19 protein-coding genes are annotated in these 20193 nt (G+C 52.3%); 12 read left to right on the top strand and 7 right to left on the bottom strand.

Features of this window, described 5'->3' with window-relative positions; genetic code table 11:
• Positions 1-322: 322 nt before the first annotated feature.
• On the bottom strand, positions 323-1201 hold the full coding sequence (locus tag L975_RS11825; RefSeq protein ID WP_052181446.1) for a D-hexose-6-phosphate mutarotase: 879 nt from the start codon (positions 1199-1201) through the stop codon (positions 323-325).
• Between the two features lie 85 nt (positions 1202-1286).
• Positions 1287-2282 (bottom strand): type I glyceraldehyde-3-phosphate dehydrogenase, encoded by a 996-nt coding sequence (gap, locus tag L975_RS11820; protein WP_010864153.1) that lies wholly within the window; start codon positions 2280-2282, stop codon positions 1287-1289.
• 545 nt (positions 2283-2827) lie between these two features.
• Between gap and msrB the strand changes: the two genes are divergently transcribed.
• Both msrB and L975_RS11810 read left to right on the top strand, forming a co-directional pair.
• The gene (gene msrB, locus L975_RS11815; protein ID WP_156121208.1) at positions 2828-3232 is read left to right on the top strand and encodes a peptide-methionine (R)-S-oxide reductase MsrB; all 405 of its coding nucleotides are present in this window, start codon (positions 2828-2830) and stop codon (positions 3230-3232) included.
• Positions 3233-3339: 107 nt separating this feature from the next.
• The gene (locus L975_RS11810; RefSeq protein ID WP_047708809.1) at positions 3340-3621 is read left to right on the top strand and encodes a YeaC family protein; all 282 of its coding nucleotides are present in this window, start codon (positions 3340-3342) and stop codon (positions 3619-3621) included.
• A 154-nt stretch (positions 3622-3775) separates the two neighbouring features.
• Here L975_RS11810 and ansA read toward each other — a convergent pair whose 3' ends face one another.
• Both ansA and sppA read right to left on the bottom strand, forming a co-directional pair.
• Positions 3776-4789 (bottom strand): asparaginase, encoded by a 1014-nt coding sequence (ansA, locus tag L975_RS11805; protein ID WP_010864150.1) that lies wholly within the window; start codon positions 4787-4789, stop codon positions 3776-3778.
• A 217-nt stretch (positions 4790-5006) separates the two neighbouring features.
• On the bottom strand, positions 5007-6857 hold the full coding sequence (gene sppA, locus L975_RS11800) for a signal peptide peptidase SppA (protein WP_047708807.1): 1851 nt from the start codon (positions 6855-6857) through the stop codon (positions 5007-5009).
• Positions 6858-7059: 202 nt separating this feature from the next.
• Between sppA and L975_RS11795 the strand changes: the two genes are divergently transcribed.
• The 6 genes from L975_RS11795 to L975_RS11770 all read left to right on the top strand — a co-directional run bounded on the left by L975_RS11795 (position 7060) and on the right by L975_RS11770 (position 14687).
• The gene (locus tag L975_RS11795; RefSeq protein WP_047708805.1) at positions 7060-9075 is read left to right on the top strand and encodes an NADPH-dependent 2,4-dienoyl-CoA reductase; all 2016 of its coding nucleotides are present in this window, start codon (positions 7060-7062) and stop codon (positions 9073-9075) included.
• A 156-nt stretch (positions 9076-9231) separates the two neighbouring features.
• The gene (locus L975_RS11790) at positions 9232-9780 is read left to right on the top strand and encodes an NAD(P)H nitroreductase (RefSeq protein WP_047708804.1); all 549 of its coding nucleotides are present in this window, start codon (positions 9232-9234) and stop codon (positions 9778-9780) included.
• Between the two features lie 105 nt (positions 9781-9885).
• On the top strand, positions 9886-10932 hold the full coding sequence (gene selD, locus L975_RS11785; RefSeq protein WP_047708802.1) for a selenide, water dikinase SelD: 1047 nt from the start codon (positions 9886-9888) through the stop codon (positions 10930-10932).
• Positions 10920-12023 (top strand): tRNA 2-selenouridine(34) synthase MnmH, encoded by a 1104-nt coding sequence (gene mnmH / locus L975_RS11780; RefSeq protein WP_039045612.1) that lies wholly within the window; start codon positions 10920-10922, stop codon positions 12021-12023. Before selD ends, mnmH begins: the two co-directional genes overlap by 13 nt.
• 34 nt (positions 12024-12057) lie before the next feature.
• Complete coding sequence (locus tag L975_RS11775) at positions 12058-14109, top strand: DNA topoisomerase III (RefSeq protein WP_072033069.1); 2052 nt, start codon at positions 12058-12060, stop codon at positions 14107-14109.
• Between the two features lie 53 nt (positions 14110-14162).
• Positions 14163-14687, top strand: coding sequence for a DUF1496 domain-containing protein (locus L975_RS11770; protein ID WP_047708800.1), 525 nt, complete (start codon positions 14163-14165; stop codon positions 14685-14687).
• Between the two features lie 188 nt (positions 14688-14875).
• Here the strand turns inward: L975_RS11770 and L975_RS11765 are convergent, their stop codons facing one another.
• A complete protein-coding gene (locus L975_RS11765) occupies positions 14876-15289 on the bottom strand; it encodes a (deoxy)nucleoside triphosphate pyrophosphohydrolase (RefSeq protein ID WP_052181445.1) in 414 nt (137 codons plus the stop codon).
• A gap of 310 nt (positions 15290-15599) precedes the next feature.
• Between L975_RS11765 and L975_RS11760 the strand changes: the two genes are divergently transcribed.
• From L975_RS11760 to L975_RS11745, 4 genes are all read left to right on the top strand, one after another.
• Positions 15600-16370, top strand: coding sequence for an ABC transporter ATP-binding protein (locus L975_RS11760; RefSeq protein WP_010864141.1), 771 nt, complete (start codon positions 15600-15602; stop codon positions 16368-16370).
• Between the two features lie 165 nt (positions 16371-16535).
• A complete protein-coding gene (locus tag L975_RS11755) occupies positions 16536-17330 on the top strand; it encodes a transporter substrate-binding domain-containing protein (protein WP_052181444.1) in 795 nt (264 codons plus the stop codon).
• Positions 17331-17441: 111 nt separating this feature from the next.
• Complete coding sequence (locus L975_RS11750; protein ID WP_010864139.1) at positions 17442-18143, top strand: ABC transporter permease; 702 nt, start codon at positions 17442-17444, stop codon at positions 18141-18143.
• Between the two features lie 25 nt (positions 18144-18168).
• Positions 18169-18903 carry an ABC transporter permease gene (locus L975_RS11745; RefSeq protein ID WP_047708798.1) on the top strand — a complete coding sequence of 245 codons (735 nt, stop codon included), beginning with the start codon at positions 18169-18171 and terminating at the stop codon, positions 18901-18903.
• A gap of 149 nt (positions 18904-19052) precedes the next feature.
• Here L975_RS11745 and xthA read toward each other — a convergent pair whose 3' ends face one another.
• Positions 19053-19859, bottom strand: a complete 807-nt coding sequence (gene xthA, locus L975_RS11740; RefSeq protein WP_010864137.1) for an exodeoxyribonuclease III — start codon at positions 19857-19859, stop codon at positions 19053-19055.
• A partial coding sequence (locus L975_RS18455; RefSeq protein WP_218185596.1) for a hypothetical protein occupies positions 19856-20193 on the bottom strand: 338 nt, incomplete at its 5' end. The genes xthA and L975_RS18455, both read right to left, overlap by 4 nt.

Below are 20193 nucleotides of genomic sequence, written 5' to 3'. Positions count from 1 at the left end.
TTTTAACACTGTGCTTTAACCAACGTTATCAGCTGCTTTGGTACAAAATGCAGGCGCGGTCAGAAAACTGCCATAAAAATGTCAGAATGGCAGTAAACCCAAGCATAAAAATGATGTGACGATGAGTAATAAAATCTTCGGCTACAGAGCAGAGCTCGCGATAAAACAGAAAATAGCTTATGAATGACTGCGACAGCCAAATGTGGCAGCTAAATGAGGGTGATGTGTGGCGTGGTACAAGATGGTGTAGGGGAAGTACTAACATAACGCTGCCGATACCTGTGGGTTAAGCAGCGTTACTGAGAAGGCGATATTCAGCCTGTTAGGCGATGCGAATACGTGCCAACAGCTGGTGGCTATGCTGAGCATTAATGATGGTTGGCGTACCGGCCAGAACGGTTTCCACACACAGCATGGTTTGATAACCGTCATCGGCCATATCGGCCATACCGCGCGCCCCTTCTTTGCCAGGGTTCCACGCTACCACACAGTTATTGCCTTGGTGCTCAACCACAATGACACGCTGGTTGGCTTCATCGTGGATGAATGAAGCTTCTTCGGCGGCCGTGTAGATGCGGTCAATGGCTTCACCCTCTTCGATGGTCAAAACCGGTGCATCTTCCACTTTCTGGCCTTTATTCAGGCTATCAGTGTATTCGCTACCGAGCGCTTCTACGCTGGTTTTACCGATATCACCCACCGCAAAATAGGTGTGCAGAGCACCGGTCAGACGGACTTCTTCATTACTGCTACTGTTCAGACTCAGCGTCAGTTGCTCGCCCACAGAGATCTCTAAGGTCAGCGAGAACGCATGTGGCCAGTAGGCATCGGTTTCTGCGCTGTCCGTCAGGTTTAAGCTCAGGCTCAGCGTCTCATTGTTTTCCTGATGCTGTTGTAATTGCCACGGCAAGTTACGGGCAAAACCATGCGCCGGTTGGGCAACACGACCAAACCACGGCCAACAGATAGGAATACCGCCACGCAGGGCTTTACCGCTGACAAAAGCTGCCTTTTCGCTTAGCCAAATTACCGGTTGTTGCCCTGTCGGTTGCCACAACAGCAACTGTGCGCCTTGCAGACTTACGGCCGCTTGGGCTTTGGGGTGATCAATAACCAGGATATCCAGCTCCGCATTACGGCGTAGGCTTAACGACGGGGAGAGTTGTTCAATAACAGGCAAAGATAAGAAACGATCCATCATCACATTTCCGTCAGTACAGGGTGTGAGAAAAACCTATAAAAAAAGGCGGCCAGCGCCGCCTTTTTTTCGCTCAATCAAGTATAGATTACTTGGAGATGTGAGCGATCAGATCCAGAACTTTGCTGGAGTAACCCATTTCGTTGTCGTACCAAGATACAACTTTAACGAATTTGTCGGTCAGCTGGATACCAGCTTTAGCGTCGAATACGGAAGTCTGACGCTCACCCAGGAAGTCAGTAGAAACAACTTCGTCTTCGGTATAGCCCAGAACGCCTTTCATCGCGCCTTGAGAAGCAGCTTTCATTGCTTCACAGATTTCTGCGTAGGTAGCAGCTTTCTTCAGGTTAACGGTCAGGTCAACTACAGATACGTCTGGAGTTGGAACACGGAACGCCATACCAGTCAGCAGGCCTTTCAGCTCAGGGATTACTACGCCTACTGCTTTAGCAGCACCGGTAGAAGATGGGATGATGTTTTGAGCCGCGCCGCGGCCACCACGCCAGTCTTTCGCAGATGGACCGTCAACAGTCTTCTGAGTAGCAGTAGTCGCGTGAACGGTAGTCATCAGACCAGATTCGATACCGAAGGTGTCGTTCAGTACTTTAGCGATTGGTGCCAGGCAGTTAGTGGTGCAAGATGCGTTAGAAACGATGTCTTGGCCAGCATAAGTGTCGTGGTTAACACCCATTACGAACATTGGGGTAGCGTCTTTAGACGGGCCAGTCAGAACAACTTTCTTAGCACCAGCAGCGATGTGCTTACGTGCAGTTTCGTCAGTCAGGAACAGACCAGTTGCTTCGGCAACAACGTCAACACCGATTTCGCCCCAACGCAGGTTAGCAGGATCACGCTCAGCGGTAACGCGAACAGTTTTGCCGTTTACAACCAGGTTGCCGTCTTTAACTTCAACGGTACCGTTGAAGCGACCGTGGGTAGAGTCGTACTTCAGCATGTAAGCCATGTACTCAACGTCGATCAGGTCGTTGATACCAACAACTTCGATGTCAGAACGCTCACAAGCCAGACGGAATACGAAACGACCGATACGGCCAAAACCGTTAATACCTACTTTGATAGACATATGCATTCACCAACTAAAATGTTCGTTGATTAAAAGATGGTTGTAAACTTACAAAAACCCTACAAACCGTCAAGAGGAAATGTGTCAAACTTTGCAGAAACTCATAAAGAAAGACAGATTTCTTCTTTTCCATCCCATTCATTCCTTGCTTATTTAAGCATGCTGAATCGATAGAGCTACCTAGTATAGTCAGTTTTGATTTGTTTATTGTGATTACAATCACGTTTCTTGGCGTGATAAGCAAATGTAACTCACTTTCACCTTATTTTTCAGTAAATTTAACCGCCAGTAATCGCGGGTAACGCGAGCTGGCATGCGCTTTCTACTTCAGTGTTGGGGTTACTCTCTGGGCTTCACAAGAAGCCATCAACGCGCACCTATGGCAGCGGCGGGTAACCTGTATTTGCCGCTTCGCGTTGCCGAGCACATATCGCGCTGAATTTACATCTTACGATGGGGCACTACGCGGCTGAGCCGACGGTCAAAAAAAGATAACGCTTCATTATGTACTATAAAATTCGATGAGTGAAAGTATGAGGGAAAATATGGCAGATAAGAGATCACCTTTGCGCAGCTTAACCCCGGAGCAACATCGGGTATGTCGCGAGCAGGGGACTGAAGCGCCGTTTTCCGGACGCTTACTGCATAATCGCAAAAACGGCGTATACCACTGCGTGTGCTGTGATCGCCCCTTGTTTACCTCGGATGCCAAGTTTGATTCCGGTTGCGGCTGGCCAAGTTTTAGTGCGCCGTTCAGTGAGGATTCGGTGTGCTATGTGAATGATTTTAGTCACGGAATGCAGCGGGTAGAGATCCGTTGCCGGCATTGTGATGCCCATTTAGGGCATGTGTTTACCGATGGACCGGCGCCGCGCGGTGAGCGCTATTGCTTGAACTCGGTGGCGCTGAGTTTTGTCGATAAAGATACCGGCGAAGTGACTGAAGGCTAAGCCACGGTTTTGCTGACAGCACCGCGCCGGCGATGTCAGCGCTGTATACCGGCCATGACGGATGTAAAGGATTTAACACAACAATCAGTGATTTCAGGAGTGAAAACATGCATGTGGACAGTCTGATTTCGGCGATGACGCCGGAGGTGTATGAACGCTTGCGGCAGGCGGTGGAAACCGGAAAATGGGCCGATGGTACGGCGCTGACCGAGGTACAAAAAGAGACCAGCTTGCAAGCGGTGCTGATTTGGCAGGCGCGCAATAATCCCGACCCACAGCACATGACCATTGGCCCGGATGGCTTGTTGGTGATGAAATCCAAGGCCGAGTTAAAGCGCGAATTTACGCCAGAGCAGGTGATCCCGACCTATTCGGTGTCTGGTGAGTAATTGATTACGGCGCGATTGCGTCGCCGCGCGTTGTTAATGCAAGAAGCCGGTTAATGTCCTTAACCGGCTTCTTGTTTGTTCGGCGCTTTTACATTTTCAATACGCAGAACTTCAACACGCGCAGCGGAAAGATAAGGCTTAGCGAGGTAGGGGATTAATCTGCGCTTAGCTCACCACGCAAATCTTGTTGCATCAGGTGGCGAATCTCATCGGCACTGAACTCTTGGCTTAGCAGGAAATGCAGTTTGGCCAAGGCCGCTTCCATGGTCATGTCATAGCCACTGATCACGCCCGCTTGCGCCAACGCATTGCCGGTCGCGTAGCCTTCCATATTCACTTTGCCGGAGAAGCATTGGGTCAGGTTGACCACGATAATGCCGCGTCGCGCCGCTTCATGCAGTTCATCTAACAATTGGGCGTTTTGTGGCGCGTTACCGACCCCGTAGGAGCGTAGAATCAGCGCTTTTACCGGTTGGCGCAGGAAGTTACGCACCACTTCATGTGAAATGCCCGGATAGAGGGATACTACCCCAATCGGCTGTGGTGTAATCGGGTGCAAACTTAAGGTGCTACCGCTGACCGTCAGGGTACTTTTGGTGATCTGACGGATGTTGATCCCGACTTCGGTTAAGATAGGGAAGTTCGGTGATGCAAAGGCATCGAAGCCATCGGCGTGGGCCTTGGTGGTGCGATTACCGCGAAACAGCTTGTTGTTGAAAAACAGCGTCACTTCATTGATTGGGTAATTGGCGGCCAGATACAGGGCGTTGAGCAGGTTGGTTTGGCCATCGGAGCGCAGCTCGGCCAGCGGGATCTGTGAGCCGGTAATGATCACCGGTTTATTCAGATTTTCCAGCATAAATGAGAGCGCTGAGGCGGTGTAGGCCATGGTATCGGTGCCATGCAGGATCACGAAGCCATCGTAGTTATCGTAATTGGCATAGATATCATCGGCGATCCGCTGCCAGTCAGCCGGAGTCATGTCAGATGAGTCAATCAGCGGACAATACTCATGGATACTAAATGCAGGCATTTCACTGCGGTGAAACTCCGGCATCTGTTCCAGTTGTTTTTGCATGTAACCCGATACCGGAATATACCCGTGATCAGAACGCTGCATACCGATAGTTCCGCCGGTATAGGCTACATAAATCGATTTCTTCTGCATAAAAATCCGCTGCTAACTTCTGCTAGGTAAACAGGCATCTGCTGCCTGCCTTAATGGCTGACCTGATAATGTTCAGGAGAATACGCTTATTATCTGCCTGATTATAGAAGAGTCTATGGTGAAAAAAAGCCCGGAGAGTCCGGGCTTTTGTATTTATTGTGCGGGTCTTGCGGTGCGTCAATTAACGCACGTGAAAACACTTACAAATAACGCTCACTTAGGTCAAATTACCGCAGTTGAGGCAGAATGCATAGCGACCGTTTGGATCGTTAAACTCGGTCAGCATGCGGGTTTGCTCTTGCCACATTTTTAGCGTCTGCATCAGTGGCGCGGGTACACCGCTGGCTGACGGTAGCACGGCCTGCAGTTGTGCGGTGAATTGCGACAAAATCAGATCGCGAGTCGATGGCTGTTGTTGGATCCAGCTCAGCTGCACTTTATCCAGCTTAGCCAGTTCGGCAGCTTTTTCGATCGCGGTGTCGAAGTCACCCAGCTCATCGACCAGTCCGTTTTGCTTGGCATCCACTCCTAGCCAGACTTGGCCCTGCGCGATTTTATCGACATTCGCCACGCTCATCTTACGACCTTGCGCCACCAAACTCAGGAACTGGCTGTAGCCGCGGTTAATCGACATCTGGATCAGCTCACTCACTTGTGGATTGAGCGCTTTGGTCACAGAAAGATCAGCCAACGGGCCGGTTGCGACACCATCGGTATTGACGCCGATACTGCCTAGGGTGTTTTCAAAGGTATTGAGCACCCCGAAAATCCCGATGGAGCCCGTAATGGTGTTCGGGTTAGCGACAATGTAGTTGGCATCGGCAGAGATCCAGTAACCGCCAGAGGCAGCCATTGAGCCCATGGAGATCACCACCGGCTTGCCGGCATTTTTCAGCGCAACCACTTCGTTACGGATGATTTCGGAGGCAAAGGCGCTACCGCCAGGGCTGTCAACGCGCAGAACCACGGCTTTGATTTTGTTGTCGGTCCGTGCTTGGCGCAGCAGATCGGCAGTACTGTCGCCGCCGATAGTCCCCGGCTGTTGGATTCCATCCATGATGGCGCCGCTGGCGATGATTACGGCGATATTACCGTCACGCGGGGTGCGATCCATCGGGTTCGCGGCCAGATAATCATTCAGCGTGGTGTAATTGAAGTCCTGCGCCGTTTTGTCCAAGCCAAAGGTTTTGGTCAGAAGCAGATTCATTTGCTGACGGGTAACCAGCTTATCCACCAGCTTGTGTTGTAACGCGTATTCAGCTTGATCGCCGCCAAATTGGGCCAGATTTTTGATCAGCGTATCGGCATCCGGCACCAATGTAGATGGATGTTGATTACGGTTACCGGCAATGTCACCGCGGATGTTTTGCCACATCAAGTTTAACCAGCGGCTGGTATTTTCGCGCGCTTCTGGCGACATATCGCTACGGATAAAAGGCTCCACGGCCGATTTGTAGGTGCCGACGCGGAAAACATGGGTGCTGACTTTGAGCTTATCCAACAAATCTTTGTAGTACAGGGCATTCATGCCAAGGCCATTGAGGGCTACGCCGCCTTGTGGCGACATATACACTTCGTTGGCATAACTGGCTAAATAATATTGAGTTTGCGAGTAGGTATCGGCGTAGGCGTATACCTTCTTACCGCTTTCGCGAAACTCTTTCAGGGCCTTACCGATGTATTCCACCGATGGCACGCTGGCCGCGTTAAGGTTATTCAAAAACATCACAATCCCTTTGATGTTTTTGTCATCTTTGGCTTGGCGAATGGCATCGACAATATCAAAGACCGAATTTTCTGCCAGCGGTGTGCTGCTACCCAGCAGTTCGCGACTCAGTTGTTGGAAGGGATTGGAAAAGCGCGGCTCTTCCACAATCACACCAGACAAATCCAGCAGCAGCGCACCTTGCTTGACTACTGGAGTACTAGGTTTGAGAAAGCCGTAAATCGCTACGCCGATCAGGACCACTACGACCAGCATCAGATTCAGTGCGGCCTGACGGATAAAGTTAATAATCCGCCAGGTCCAGGTAAACAGGTTGGCAACCAGTCGCCACAATAAGCGCATGGAGTCTCCATCAGGGTTAACATGAGGTATGAAGTGGCTATCCTATCGCTTTCTCACGTAAAGATCAGCTGACACGGCAGTGCTCGCGTTTTAAGTAAGCATAGTCATACAGTGATTTGTTTAACGAATGTAAACATAATGTTTGCCGTTATTCATTGCCTTTCGTAGACTGGTCAGACCATGACGAAAAGGACCCGACATCATGTCTCACTATCCTCATCTGCTTGCTCCCCTTGATTTGGGATTTACTCAGCTGCGTAATCGCGTGCTGATGGGCTCCATGCACACTGGGCTGGAAGAGATGCGCGGCGGTTTTGACAAACTGGCTGCCTTTTACCGGCGGCGCGCAGAAGGGGGCGTTGGCTTGATTGTAACGGGTGGCATGGCACCTAATTTTCGCGGTCGTTTAGTGCCGCACGGGGCGCAGCTGAGCTTCCCGTGGCAAATCAGTAAACACCGCCGTATCACCCAAGCTGTTCATGAGGGCGGCGGGAAAATCTGTCTGCAAATTCTGCATGCTGGCCGTTATGCGATGCATCCGTTTGCGGTTGCGCCGTCGGCGCTGCAAGCGCCAATTACGCCGTTTAAGCCTAAAGCGATGTCGGAGCGACAAATCCGCGGCACCATCCGTGATTTTGCCATGACCGCGTTGCTGGCTCGTGAAGCCGGTTACGATGGGGTGGAAGTCATGGGGTCGGAAGGCTATCTCATCAATCAATTTTTGTGCACACGCACCAATCAGCGTCAGGATGAGTGGGGCGGGAGTTTCGCCGGCCGTAGCCGTTTCGCGGTAGAGATTGTCAAAGCGATCCGAGAACGGGCAGGGCACGATTTCATCATTATCTTCCGTTTATCGATGCTGGATTTGGTCGAGCAAGGCAGCAGTTGGAGTGAAGTGATTGCGCTGGCCAAAATGCTGGAGCACGCGGGCGTGACCTTGCTGAATACCGGTATTGGTTGGCATGAAGCGCGGATCCCGACCATTGCCACCAGCGTGCCACGGGGCGCGTTCAGTTGGGTGACTGCGCGTTTGCGTTCGGAAGTGTCTATTCCACTGATCACTACCAACCGGATTAACACGCCGGAAGTGGCGGAGTCTATTTTGCAGCGCGGCGATGCCGATATGGTGTCGATGGCTAGACCGTTTTTAGCCGATCCTGATTTTGTTAAAAAAGCCGCACAGGGCGAAAGTCAGCGTATCAATACCTGTATAGCCTGCAATCAGGCCTGTTTGGATCATATCTTTGCCGGTAAGCGCGCGACCTGTTTGGTCAACCCACAAGCCGCCTATGAAACCGAGCTGGTGTATGTGCGCAGCGCGAAACCGAAGAAAGTGGCGGTGGTTGGTGCCGGTCCGGCAGGATTATCCGCTGCCTGTGTAGCGGCGGAGTGTGGTCATGCGGTGACCTTGTTCGAGCAAGACAGCGTGATTGGCGGGCAATTTAACTATGCTAGCCAGATCCCCGGTAAAGAAGAGTTCAAAGAGACATTGCGCTACTTTGCCCAGCGCGTGCAGGAGCTCGGCATTGATGTGCGCTTAGGGCAACGGGTCTTAGCCGAAGCCCTCAGTGATTTTGATGAGGTGATCATCGCCACCGGTATTGTGCCGCGTATTCCGAAAATTGCCGGGATCGCGCATCCGAAAGTGCTGAGCTATCTGGATGTGCTGCGCCACCATCGCCCGGTCGGACAGAAAGTTGCCATCATCGGCGCCGGAGGTATTGGCTTTGATGTCGCGGAATATTTGGTGTCGGGCGGGGATTCGGTGACCTTAAGCCCCGATCGTTGGTTACGTGAGTGGGGCGTGGATAAAGAGGTGCGCGAGCGTGGTGGTTTGCTACCAGCTGAAGCGCCACATCCTGCGCGTGAAATTTGGCTCTTGCAGCGTAAGAGCAGCAAAGTCGGCGCCAGCCTTGGCAAAACCACCGGTTGGATCCACCGCGCCAGCTTACAAAAGTATCAGGTCAACATGCATTCGGGCGTTGAGTATCAGCGTGTGGATGATGATGGGCTACATGTGGTGATGGATGGCCAAGCGCACGTGTTGCCGGTCGATAATGTGATTTTGTGTACGGGGCAAGAGCCGTTACGCGAGCTGGCCGATCAGCTGATCATGCTCGGCGGCAGACCACATGTGATTGGTGGCGCGGATGTAGCGGCTGAGCTGGATGCCAAACGCGCAATTCGCCAAGGGGCAGAAGTGGCGTCGCGTTTGTAACGGTTCGGACAGCGGTGGCGATAGGGTGCTGGCGCGGTAAAAATGACGCTGGCTGATGCTAGTAAGAACTATTCGTACTGGTGGTTATTCGTGTTAAGCTGCGAATCATTATCATCAAGCATGTATCGCTTTCATTTTTGAAGCAGGGAGTATTCTATGCTGGCTCTGGATTTGCTGCTTAACCGTCGTTCTTCATCACGCCTGCAAGCGCCGGCACCGTCGGGGGAAGCGCTGGAGAATATTATACGCGCCGGTATGCGCGCGCCGGATCATGGCGCATTGCAGCCGTGGCGTTTTACCCTGATTCAAGATGCGGGATTGCAGCGGTTCAGTGATTTACTGGTACAGGTAGCGCAAGAAGATGGCGAGCCCGCTGAGGTGATTGATAAATCGCGTAATGCGCCGTTTCGCGCACCACTGATTATTGCCGTGGTCGCCCACTGTACCGAACACCATAAAGTGCCGTATTGGGAGCAGGTGTTATCGGCTGGTTGCGCGGTACAAGCGATGCAAATGGCCGCCTTTGCACAAGGCTTTGGTGGGATCTGGCGGAGCGGCAAGTGGTGTGAAGATGCTCGCATTAAAGCGGCGTTTGATTGCCGCGAGCAAGACGAAATTGTCGGCTTTTTGTATCTCGGTACCCCGCTGATTGCCCCGCAAAAGGTCAAATCGCCAGACATCAGCCCGTTTATCAGACAATTCTAGTCATCATTTTTGAGCATCTGACGCGGTGCGCGCTTATAATGGGCGCATTGCGTGTTTGCACACGCCTGTCATTATTGGTCTTTTTGGTGATAGGACGCCTTTCCCATGGAAAAAATCCGTTTAACCCAGTACAGCCACGGCGCGGGCTGTGGGTGTAAAATCTCGCCTAAAGTGCTGGATACCATCCTGCACTCGGAACTGCAAAAATTCACTGACCCTAATCTGCTGGTCGGTAACGAAACCAAAGACGATGCCGCCGTGTATGACATCGGTAATGGGGTCGGCATTATCAGTACCACTGACTTTTTCATGCCGATTGTCGATGATCCGTTTGATTTTGGCCGCATTGCTGCCACTAACGCCATCAGTGACGTGTATGCCATGGGCGGTAAGCCGATCATGGCTATCGCCATTCTTGGCTGGCCAATTGCCAAACTGCCGGCGGAAGTCGCGCAGAAAGTGATCGACGGTGGTCGTCATGCTTGCCAACAGGCAGGTATTGCCTTGGCCGGTGGTCACTCTATCGATGCGCCAGAGCCCATTTTTGGTCTGGCGGTGACCGGTATGGTTGATACGGCGCTGGTGAAGAAAAACTCCGCCGCTGAAGCCGGTTGCCAGTTGTTCTTAACTAAACCGCTGGGCATCGGCGTACTGACGACCGCAGAGAAAAAAGGTTTGCTGCGTCCTGAGCATGTGGGTTTGGCCACTGAAACCATGTGCCAGATGAACAAGCCGGGTGCTGATTTTGCGCACATTGATGGCGTTACCGCGATGACCGACGTCACCGGTTTCGGTCTGTTGGGTCATTTAAGCGAAATCTGTCAAGGCTCTGGCCTGCAAGCGACCGTATGGTTTGATGCCGTACCTAAGCTGGATGCGGTAGAAGAGTACATCACTGCCGGTTGTGTACCGGGTGGTACAACCCGCAACTTTGACAGCTATGGCCATCTGATTGCCCCGATGACCGAGATGCAGCGCAGCCTGCTGTGCGATCCACAAACCTCCGGTGGTTTGCTGCTGGCGGTGCGCCCAGATGCGGTGGAAGCCGTACAGAAAGTGGCTGCGCAACATAATCTGACGCTGAGTGCGATCGGTGAAGTGCATGCGGGTCAAGGTGAACATCTGATTGAGGTCACGTCATGCCGCGGTTAAATGCAGCCGAAGTGGATTTTCGCGCGCTGTTTTTAGCCGATACCCCGCTGATGGATGTGCGGGCTCCGGTAGAGTATTTGCAAGGGGCATTTCCGACTTCGGTCAATTTGCCGCTGATGAACGATCGCGAACGTGAAGCGGTCGGGATTTGTTATAAAGAAGAGGGGCCGGATGAGGCCCTGCGCCTCGGTCACAAGCTGGTTCGCGATGATGTGAAAGCCGCGCGTCTGGCGGCGTGGACGGCGTTTTGCCACACCCATCCGACCGGTTACATGTACTGTTTCCGTGGCGGCCAGCGTTCGCATATCACCCAAGCGTGGCTCAAAGAAGCCGGCGTTGACTACCCACTGATTGAAGGGGGTTACAAGGCGCTGCGCCGCTTCCTGATGGAGCAAACCGTGGAAGCCGCTAAGCTGCCGATGATGCTGATTGGCGGTAATACCGGTAGCGGTAAAACCCGACTGATCAAGGCGCTGCCAAACGGCGTGGATCTGGAAGGGGCGGCACGCCATCGCGGTTCGTCGTTTGGTCGTATGGTGGCCGAGCAAGCCACGCAAATTGGTTTTGAAAACCAGTTGGCGGTGGATCTGCTCAAATGTCTGGACCGCGGTCTGGGCTCGCTGGTGCTGGAAGACGAAGGCCGTATTATCGGCTCGGCGCATGTGCCGCTGGAGCTGTATCAGTCGATGACCGAAGCCAAGATTGCGGTTATCCACGATCCGGTGGATGTGCGTTTGATTCGTCTGCGCGAAGAGTATGTCGATTTCATGCTGGACGGTTTTTGCAAAGTCTACGGCGAACAACACGGCTGGATGCAGTTTGCTGATTATCTGCGTCATGGTCTGTTTGGCATTCGTAAACGTCTGGGCATGACTCGTTTCCAAGAGATCACCGAATTGCTGGAATCGGCGCTGGTCGAGCATCAGCAAGGGCAGTCGGCCGATGTTCACTTGCGTTGGTTGGAGCCTCTGCTGGTGGAATATTACGATCCGATGTACCAGTATCAGTTGTCGAAAAAAGCCGATCGGATCGGTTTTACCGGCACCTATCAGGAAGTAGAAGATTTCCTGCGCAGTAATACCGCTCCGTAAGCGGCCTTGTACACCGATACCGATAAGGAAGTGAATGCGTCTTTTCATTGCAGAGAAACCGAGTCTCGGTCGGGCAATTGCGGATGTGCTGCCCAAACCGCACCGTAAACAGGATGGTTACATTGAGTGCGGCGAGGGCAATGTGGTCAGCTGGTGTATCGGTCACCTGCTGGAGCAAGCGCCGCCAGATGCCTATGGCGAGCAGTACGCGCGCTGGAATCTGGCGCATCTGCCGATTGTGCCGCAAAAATGGCAACTGTTGCCGAAAGCCTCGTCGCGCAAGCAGCTCAATGTGCTTAAAGCACTGGTCAAAAAGGCCAGTGATATCGTACATGCTGGTGACCCGGACCGCGAAGGGCAACTGCTGGTGGATGAGGTGCTGGAATATCTGGCGTTGCCGCAAGAGCAGATGCAGCGCATCCAACGCTGCTTGATTAACGACCTCAACCCGTCGGCCGTGACGCGTGCGATTGGCCGTTTGCGCTCTAACCGCGAGTTTATTCCGCTGTGCGTTTCTGCACTGGCACGCGCGCGGGCCGATTGGCTGTACGGCATGAACATGACCCGCGCCTATACCCTGCTGGGCCAGCGCGCCGGTTACCAAGGCGTGTTGTCGGTTGGTCGAGTGCAAACCCCCATCTTAGGCTTGGTGGTGCGCCGCGATGAAGAGATAGAGCATTTTGTCCCGCGTCCGTACTATGAAGTGCGGGCGCACATTATTACGCCGGCCGAGGAAATCTTTACTGCGCAGTGGCAGCCGAGTGAAGCCACTGAGCCGTATCAAGATGAAGACGGCCGGATCATCAGCCAGAAATTGGCTGAGCATGTGGCGCAGAAAATTAGTGGCCAACCGGCGATAGTGGATGAGTATGAAGACAAGCGGGAAAAAGAGCTGCCGCCGTTACCATATTCGTTATCCGCGTTGCAGATTGATGCGGCCAAAGCGTTTGGCATGAGCGCCCAGCAAGTGCTGGATGTCTGCCAAAAACTGTACGAAACTCACAAACTGATCACCTATCCACGTTCCGATAGCCGCCACTTACCGACCGAGCATTTTGCCGACCGGCACAGCGTATTGGGAGCGGTGGAAGTGCATGCGCCAAGTCTGAAAATCGATGGCGCCGGTTTTGACCCATCGCGCCGAGGGCGCTGCTGGGATGACAGCAAAGTGGATGCGCACCATGCGATTATCCCGACCTCGCGTAACAAACCGGCGTCCTTAAGCCCAGATGAGCATAAAATCTACACGCTGGTGGCACGTCAGTATCTCATGCAGTTTTGCGCCGATGCAGAATATCGCAAATGCCGGATCCGGTTATTGATTGATGGCGGCCGCTTTCAAGCGCAGGCGCGTAACTTGCAAATTGCCGGTTGGAAGACCTTGATTGGCAAGCAAGATGACGACGGAGATGAAGAGAGCAGCGCACCATTGCCGCAGGTGAGCAAAAACGATGAACTGCTGTGTCAGCGCGGTGAAGTGCTGAGCAAAGAAACGCAGCCACCGCGTCCGTTTACTGATGCCACCTTGCTCTCGGCCATGACCGGGATTGCCCGTTTCGTGCAGGATAAAGAGCTGAAAAAAGTGCTGCGAGCTACCGATGGCCTGGGTACCGAAGCGACCCGCGCGGGGATCATCGAGCTGTTGTTTAAGCGTCAGTTTCTGCACAAAAAAGGGCGGGTGATCAACTCCACCCCTGCCGGACGGGCACTGATCCACAGTCTGCCGGATGTCGCCACGCGGCCAGATATGACGGCGCACTGGGAATCGAAGCTCACTGCCATCAGTGAGAAACAGTGCCGCTACAGCGATTTTATGCAGCCACTCGAGCAGCAACTGTATGCCATGATTGAACAGGTACGTCATGCCTCACCACCGGCAGCGATGCGGGTCTTGGCCTCGGTGTCTGCAGCGTCATCGGCCGGGAAACGCCAGACCACCGCTAGTCGGCGCACCAGTCGCACGAGTGCGAGTCAACATTCTGCCTCGGCGGCCGATACCGATAATAGTGATAAGGCGATAACGAGCTCTGCAGCGAAAAAAGAGAGCGTTAAGCGTCCTCGTAAGCGTCGGGAACCCAAACAATAACAAGATGTTGGCGCGATATATCCAGCCGGCTAGCAACCGTTAAGGAGTTAGGAATGACAATGCGGCAGAGTAATACTCGAAACAACGTGCTGTCACGTGGATTGGCCTTAGCGTTGATGCTAGGCGGCAGTGTGCTGGCTTCGGCACATGCAGAGAGCACGGTGATCAGCACCGGTTCATTGAGCGATGGCGGCGTGTCGGTTAGCAGTGGCGCATCGGGTACTACGATTATCACGTCGGGTAATAGCACCATCTCCTCGGACGGTACGACTATTAGTACATCTGGTATCAGCACCTCTGGTATCAATTCATCCGGCGTCACTAGCTCAGGGATCAGTACTGGTTCGTTGACTAAACCCAGTCAACCGAGCTGGAACAATGACAATACCCGATTGAAAGTTGATGTAGATGCGGGTGCCTTGATGCAAGGGCAAGCCTGTTTCTATGCCGATCAACGTTACTCGCAAGGGGCGGTGTTATCGGTGGGGAATATTTTGATGCGTTGCATCCCGCAAGATCCGCAATTTAATAACAGCCCACTGGAATGGCAGGTTTTTACGGGGAATAAAGCACGCTAATTATGTGCTTATCCAAGACGGTCATTGGGCTTTTGGCTTTGCGTACTTCAGCGAGCCGACATCGCCTCAGTGCATTAGTGCTCCAGTAAATTAGAGCATCAGTTAAAACAAACCAGCCTCGTGGTTAATGGCGACTACGAGGCTGGTTTATTTTCAGCCGATTTTCAGCTGGAATTATTATTCGTTCTTTATTGGGTATCTGCCTGCATATACTGGCGCAGTGCCGCTACCAGCGGAATATCTGCCGCCGGCATGGCGTAGTCCGCTAATTCGGCGTAGCTGACCCAATGCGCCGCATCATGGCAATGCAGCACCGGCGTAATAGCGTTTGGTAACGTGGCGATATAGCCATGCAGGCGGATAATGCAGTGCTCTTTTTCCACCTCCGCGCAGCCCAGTGATGCGCCAATTTCACAGGTTAACGCCAATTCTTCTTGCAGCTCACGGCGTAGTGCCTGCTGATGACTTTCGCCAGCCTCAACTTTACCGCCGGGTAGCTCCCACAATCCGCCATCTTGGGCATTTGCGGTGCGCTGTGCTAGCAGAACTTGGTTCTGAGCGATAATAGCGGCAGCGACCACTTCAATAATCTTTTTCTCCACCGTACGGCCTTATATCTCCAGAAAGAGGCGGTAATGGTAAGAGATAAAATTAAGACAGAAAATCTTAATTTCCTCCCATCCTTAAATCGTAGTCGACATTAATGGTGAACGGGCAGTAATACCCACGCCTAATATGCGTGCTTAATAGAGCAATATGCTGTTACTCGACGGCCAAAATAGCCCAAATGATTTACCTGATATTAACAAACGATAAAACATACAGTAGTTTTAATAGCGATGGTATCGGGAAGCGAGACGCCCCGTTACCTTAGGATTCACCGCAAGCCCGTAAATGATAAGGATGTTCCGGATGTCTGACGTACCGGCGTTACAGGTTGATGATTTATATAAATCTTTTGGCGCTAATCAGGTGTTGTCAGGAGTCAGTCTGACGGCGCACAAAGGCGATGTAATTTCGATTCTCGGCTCATCGGGGTCTGGCAAGTCGACGTTTTTGCGCTGCATTAACTTATTGGAAATCCCTTCAGCGGGTGAGGTGCGCATTGCCGGTGAATTGATTGCCATGCGAACCAATCGCCGAGGTGAACGACTCCCCGCCGATGACAAACAGGTGCAGCGTTTACGCGCCAAACTGGCCATGGTTTTTCAGAGTTTTAATCTGTGGTCGCACATGACCGTGCTGCAAAACATCATCGAAGCGCCGGTGCATGTGCTCGGGGTTCCGCGTGCCGAGGCGATCAGCCGCGCTGAAGCCTTGTTGCAGCGGGTTGGTCTGTATGAGCGGCGTGATTACTACCCAGGCCATTTGTCGGGTGGACAACAGCAGCGTGCAGGTATCGCTCGCGCCTTGGCGGTGGAGCCTTCGGTATTGTTGTTTGATGAGCCAACCTCGGCATTAGATCCTGAGTTAGTGGGTGAGGTGCTCAGTGTGATGCGCTCGTTGGCTGAAGAGGGGCGCACCATGCTGGTGGTCACGCACGAGATGGCTTTCGCGCGCGAGGTATCCAGTCAGGTGGTCTTTTTGCATCAAGGGCGTATTGAAGAGCAAGGTACGCCAGAAGAGGTCTTTTTACAGACCCGCTCTGAGCGCCTGCGCCGTTTCTTATCGCCTAAGTATTGATTCAGGAAGGAAGAACAATAGCGCGACAGGAAACACCTGCAATACAAAAAACTAGCAGACACGTTGAAAGCATAAGACGCGTCTGACATGTATGACACCGATGCGCTGTGTTTTACCTATTGATGTATGGCGTAAACCGCGCGAGTAAGGGGAAGGAGACGCACGATGGCATGGCTGAATAACAATACTCGACAATCCAAAGGGTTGGTAATGGCGCTGGCGATCGCCGCCACAATGAGCAGTGGTGCGGCGCTGGCTAAAGACTGGAAAGACGTGCGCATTGCGGTAGACGTACCGTATGAGCCTTTTGAATATAAAAAGCCGGATGGCACTCTGACCGGTTTTGAAATTGATTTAGGCAATGCGGTATGTGAGCAAGCCAATCTCAAGTGTGAGTGGGTGGTGCAAGCATGGGATGGCATTATCCCCGGTCTGCTGGCGCGTAAATACGATGTGATTTTCTCATCCATGTCGATCAACGAAGAGCGCAAAGCCAAAGTGGCGTTCTCTGAGCCGTATTACAACACCCCAAGCGCTTGGTTTGCGGCCAAAGGTTCATCGATTGATCCGGCTAAGCCAGACACGCTGGCTGGCAAACGCATTGGTGTGCAGCGCGGAACGATTCAAGACGGCGCTGCGACCAAACAATTTGGCAAAACTGCGCAGATTGTCCGTTATAACACTGGTGACGAAGTGGTTATGGATCTCAAAGGCGGACGCTTGGATGTCGTGCTGCTCGATTTCCCGGTGGGGGAAAGTACGTTGCTGAAAACCGCTGACGGTGATCAGTATGCGCAAGTTGGGGAAAAACAGCAGTTAGGTGACGGAGTTGGCGCAGCGTTTCGTAAAAATGATAACGAGTTGCGCGAGAAATTTAACCAAGCTTTGCAATCGGTTAAAGATAACGGCACCTACGACAAGATCATGAAGCAATACTTTGATTACAGCGTCAAAAAATAACGCGCGGTAGCGGTTAAGTATTTCACGTAAATGTATCTCATGTAATACACCACGTAAGCCGGGCGGGATGCTCGGCTTTCCATGTCGTCCGTCAGGACAGGGAGACGCAGTATGTTGGATCTCCACGGCTACGGGCCGTCTATCTTCGCTGGTGCCTGGCTGACGCTTGAGTTAGCGTTCCTTTCCTTAGTGATTGCACTGTTACTCGGTTTGTTGACGGCCAGCGCAAAACTATCGAGGCAGCGCGGTTGGCGTTGGCTAGGCCAGCTCTATACCACGGTAATCCGTGGCGTGCCGGATCTGGTGCTGATGCTGCTGATTTTTTTCGGGATCCAGATTATCGCCAACAGCATCGGTGATTGGTTGTATGCGCAGTATGACGTGGAGTGGTACGTCAATATTGATGAGTTTACGGCTGCAGTGATGACCATCGGTTTTATTTTCGGTGCCTACATGGGGGAGACGTTTCGCGGGGCGTTCTTAGCCGTTGAGCGCGGACAGCTAGAAGCTGCGCGGGCCTTTGGCATGAGTGGTGGACAGGTGTTTCGTCGCGTGTTGTTCCCACAAATGATGCGCCATGCACTACCGGGGATCGGCAATAACTGGCAGGTGCTGATCAAGACCACTGCGTTGGCGTCAGTAATTGGTTTGACGGATATGGTGAAACTGGCTAAAGAAGCGGCTGGCGCGGTGCATGAGCCGTTTACTTTTTTCATTCCGGTGATCTTGGTGTATCTGGCGCTGACCACCGTCTCGGAAATTGGCTTGTATTATCTGATGCGCTATTACAGTGCTGGCGTTGTTCGGGAGTAGTGCGAGAGTAGCGTGGGAGTAAGTCATGATAGAAAAATGGTCGCTTACGATACAGCAGTGGTTGCAAGGCAACACAATTTTTACGCCAGAAACGCTGCTGCATTATTGGGATGGATTTGTCACCACGGTGCAGTTGCTGATTGTCTCGGTGTGGGTGGGGTTGTTACTCGCCATTCCGCTGGCGATTATCCGTTGTAGCCGCTCACGCATCGCCTCATCATTGGTCTGGATGTTTACCTATCTGTTTCGCGGTACGCCATTACTGGTGCAGTTGTATTTGGTTTACTACGGCCTGACCATGATTGAGGGTATTCAGCACACGGTTTGGTGGCGTTGGCTGCAAGATCCGATTTACCCGTGTTTACTGGCCTTTGGTTTAAATACCGCGGCTTATACCACCGAAATTTTGCGCGGTGCTATGCAAGCCACTTCGCGTGGTGAGCGAGAGGCGGCGCGTGCCTTTGGTATGTCACCTTGGCAGATGACGCGGCGGATTATATTGCCCTCGGCGTTTCGCCGTGCACTGCCGGCTTATGCCAATGAAGTGATTTATATGCTGCATGCCACGGCGTTAGCAAGTGTGGTGACCGTGATTGATATTACCGGTGCGGCGCGCGATGTGTATGCGCAGTTTTATGCACCGTTTGAAGCCTTTAGCTTTGCTGCGTTGTTATATCTTGGCCTGACATTTTTGTTGGTGTGGGGATTTCGGCGTTGGGAAGATCATTGGCAGCGTCATTTACGGCCACTGGCGAGCTGACATCAATCGTTATCGGCAAGTACTCTGGCATCTAACAATAAAACGGGTCGCATCAGCGACCCGTTACTATTTAAGGCGGTTATGCACTCATGCGGATCTCGCATATCAGCGAAGGAAAAACTCCACATTAGCCCACAAGAACGCAGCGATTAGAGTGCAAAATTAGCCCAGATAGGCGCATGATCAGACGGTTTTTCCATCCCACGCGTTTGATAATCAATACCGGCTTCGTTGCAGCGCTCGGCCAGCATCTGGGTGGCCAAGATCTGGTCGATGCGCAGGCCACGGTTATCATCAAAGCCCTTCGAGCGATAATCAAACCATGAGTAGCGATCATGGGTATCTGGATGCAGGGCGCGGAAGGTATCCACTAGACCCCATTGCAGCAGGGTATCCATCCACTCGCGCTCTTCTGGCAAGAAGGAGCATTTGCCGGTACGCAGCCAGCGTTTACGATTCTCTTCACCAATGCCGATATCCAAATCGCTGGCACTGATGTTCATATCGCCCATGATCACAATCGGTTGATCCGGTGAATGATGCTCGCAGAGATAATTCATCAGATCGGCGTAGAATTTTTGTTTGGCTGGAAACTTAGTTGGATGATCGCGGCTTTCCCCTTGTGGGAAGTAGCCGTTTAAGACAGTCAACGTACCGGCTGGCGTTTCCAGATCTGCCATGATCATGCGGCGCTGCGCGTCTTCATCATCGGTCGGAAAACCCTTACGTACCGCCAGTGGCTTGGCTTTGGTCAGCAACGCGACGCCATAATGGCTTTTTTGACCATGGTGGAAGACGTGATAGCCCAGTTTGGCGACGTCTTCCAGCGGAAACATGTCATCGTGAACCTTGATCTCCTGCAGACCAATTACATCGGGTTGATGTAGCGTGACTATTTCTTCCAGCTGATGTGGTCTAGCCCGTAATCCATTGATGTTAAAGGAGATGAACTTCATATTCTGCAGTCACTTATCGTCAGGCATAAAAAATGAAGCTTTGATGCTAGCAACTCAGCGGTGAGTTTGAAAGCGAGAATTCGCTGAAAATCAGCGATGAGCATGTGGGGCGTTCGGTTGGGATTATGCGATAACAGAAACCGATCAGGACGAGAAACAGAAACGCACAGAGCAATAGAGAATTTAAAAATCGAGAAGGCTATATGAAAAAAACTAGATGAGAAAATCGATACGAAGAGGATACGGAAAAGAAAGAAGAATGGTGGAGAGAGAAGGATTCGAACCTTCGAAGGCTGAGCCGTCAGATTTACAGTCTGATCCCTTTGGCCGCTCG

This window comes from Plesiomonas sp. ZOR0011 (genome assembly GCF_000800945.1).
Taxonomy (GTDB): domain Bacteria; phylum Pseudomonadota; class Gammaproteobacteria; order Enterobacterales; family CAMTGL01; genus Plesiomonas; species Plesiomonas shigelloides.
The sequence above is the reverse complement of the archived record's forward strand: the minus strand, read 5'-3'. Positions and strand labels throughout refer to the sequence as shown.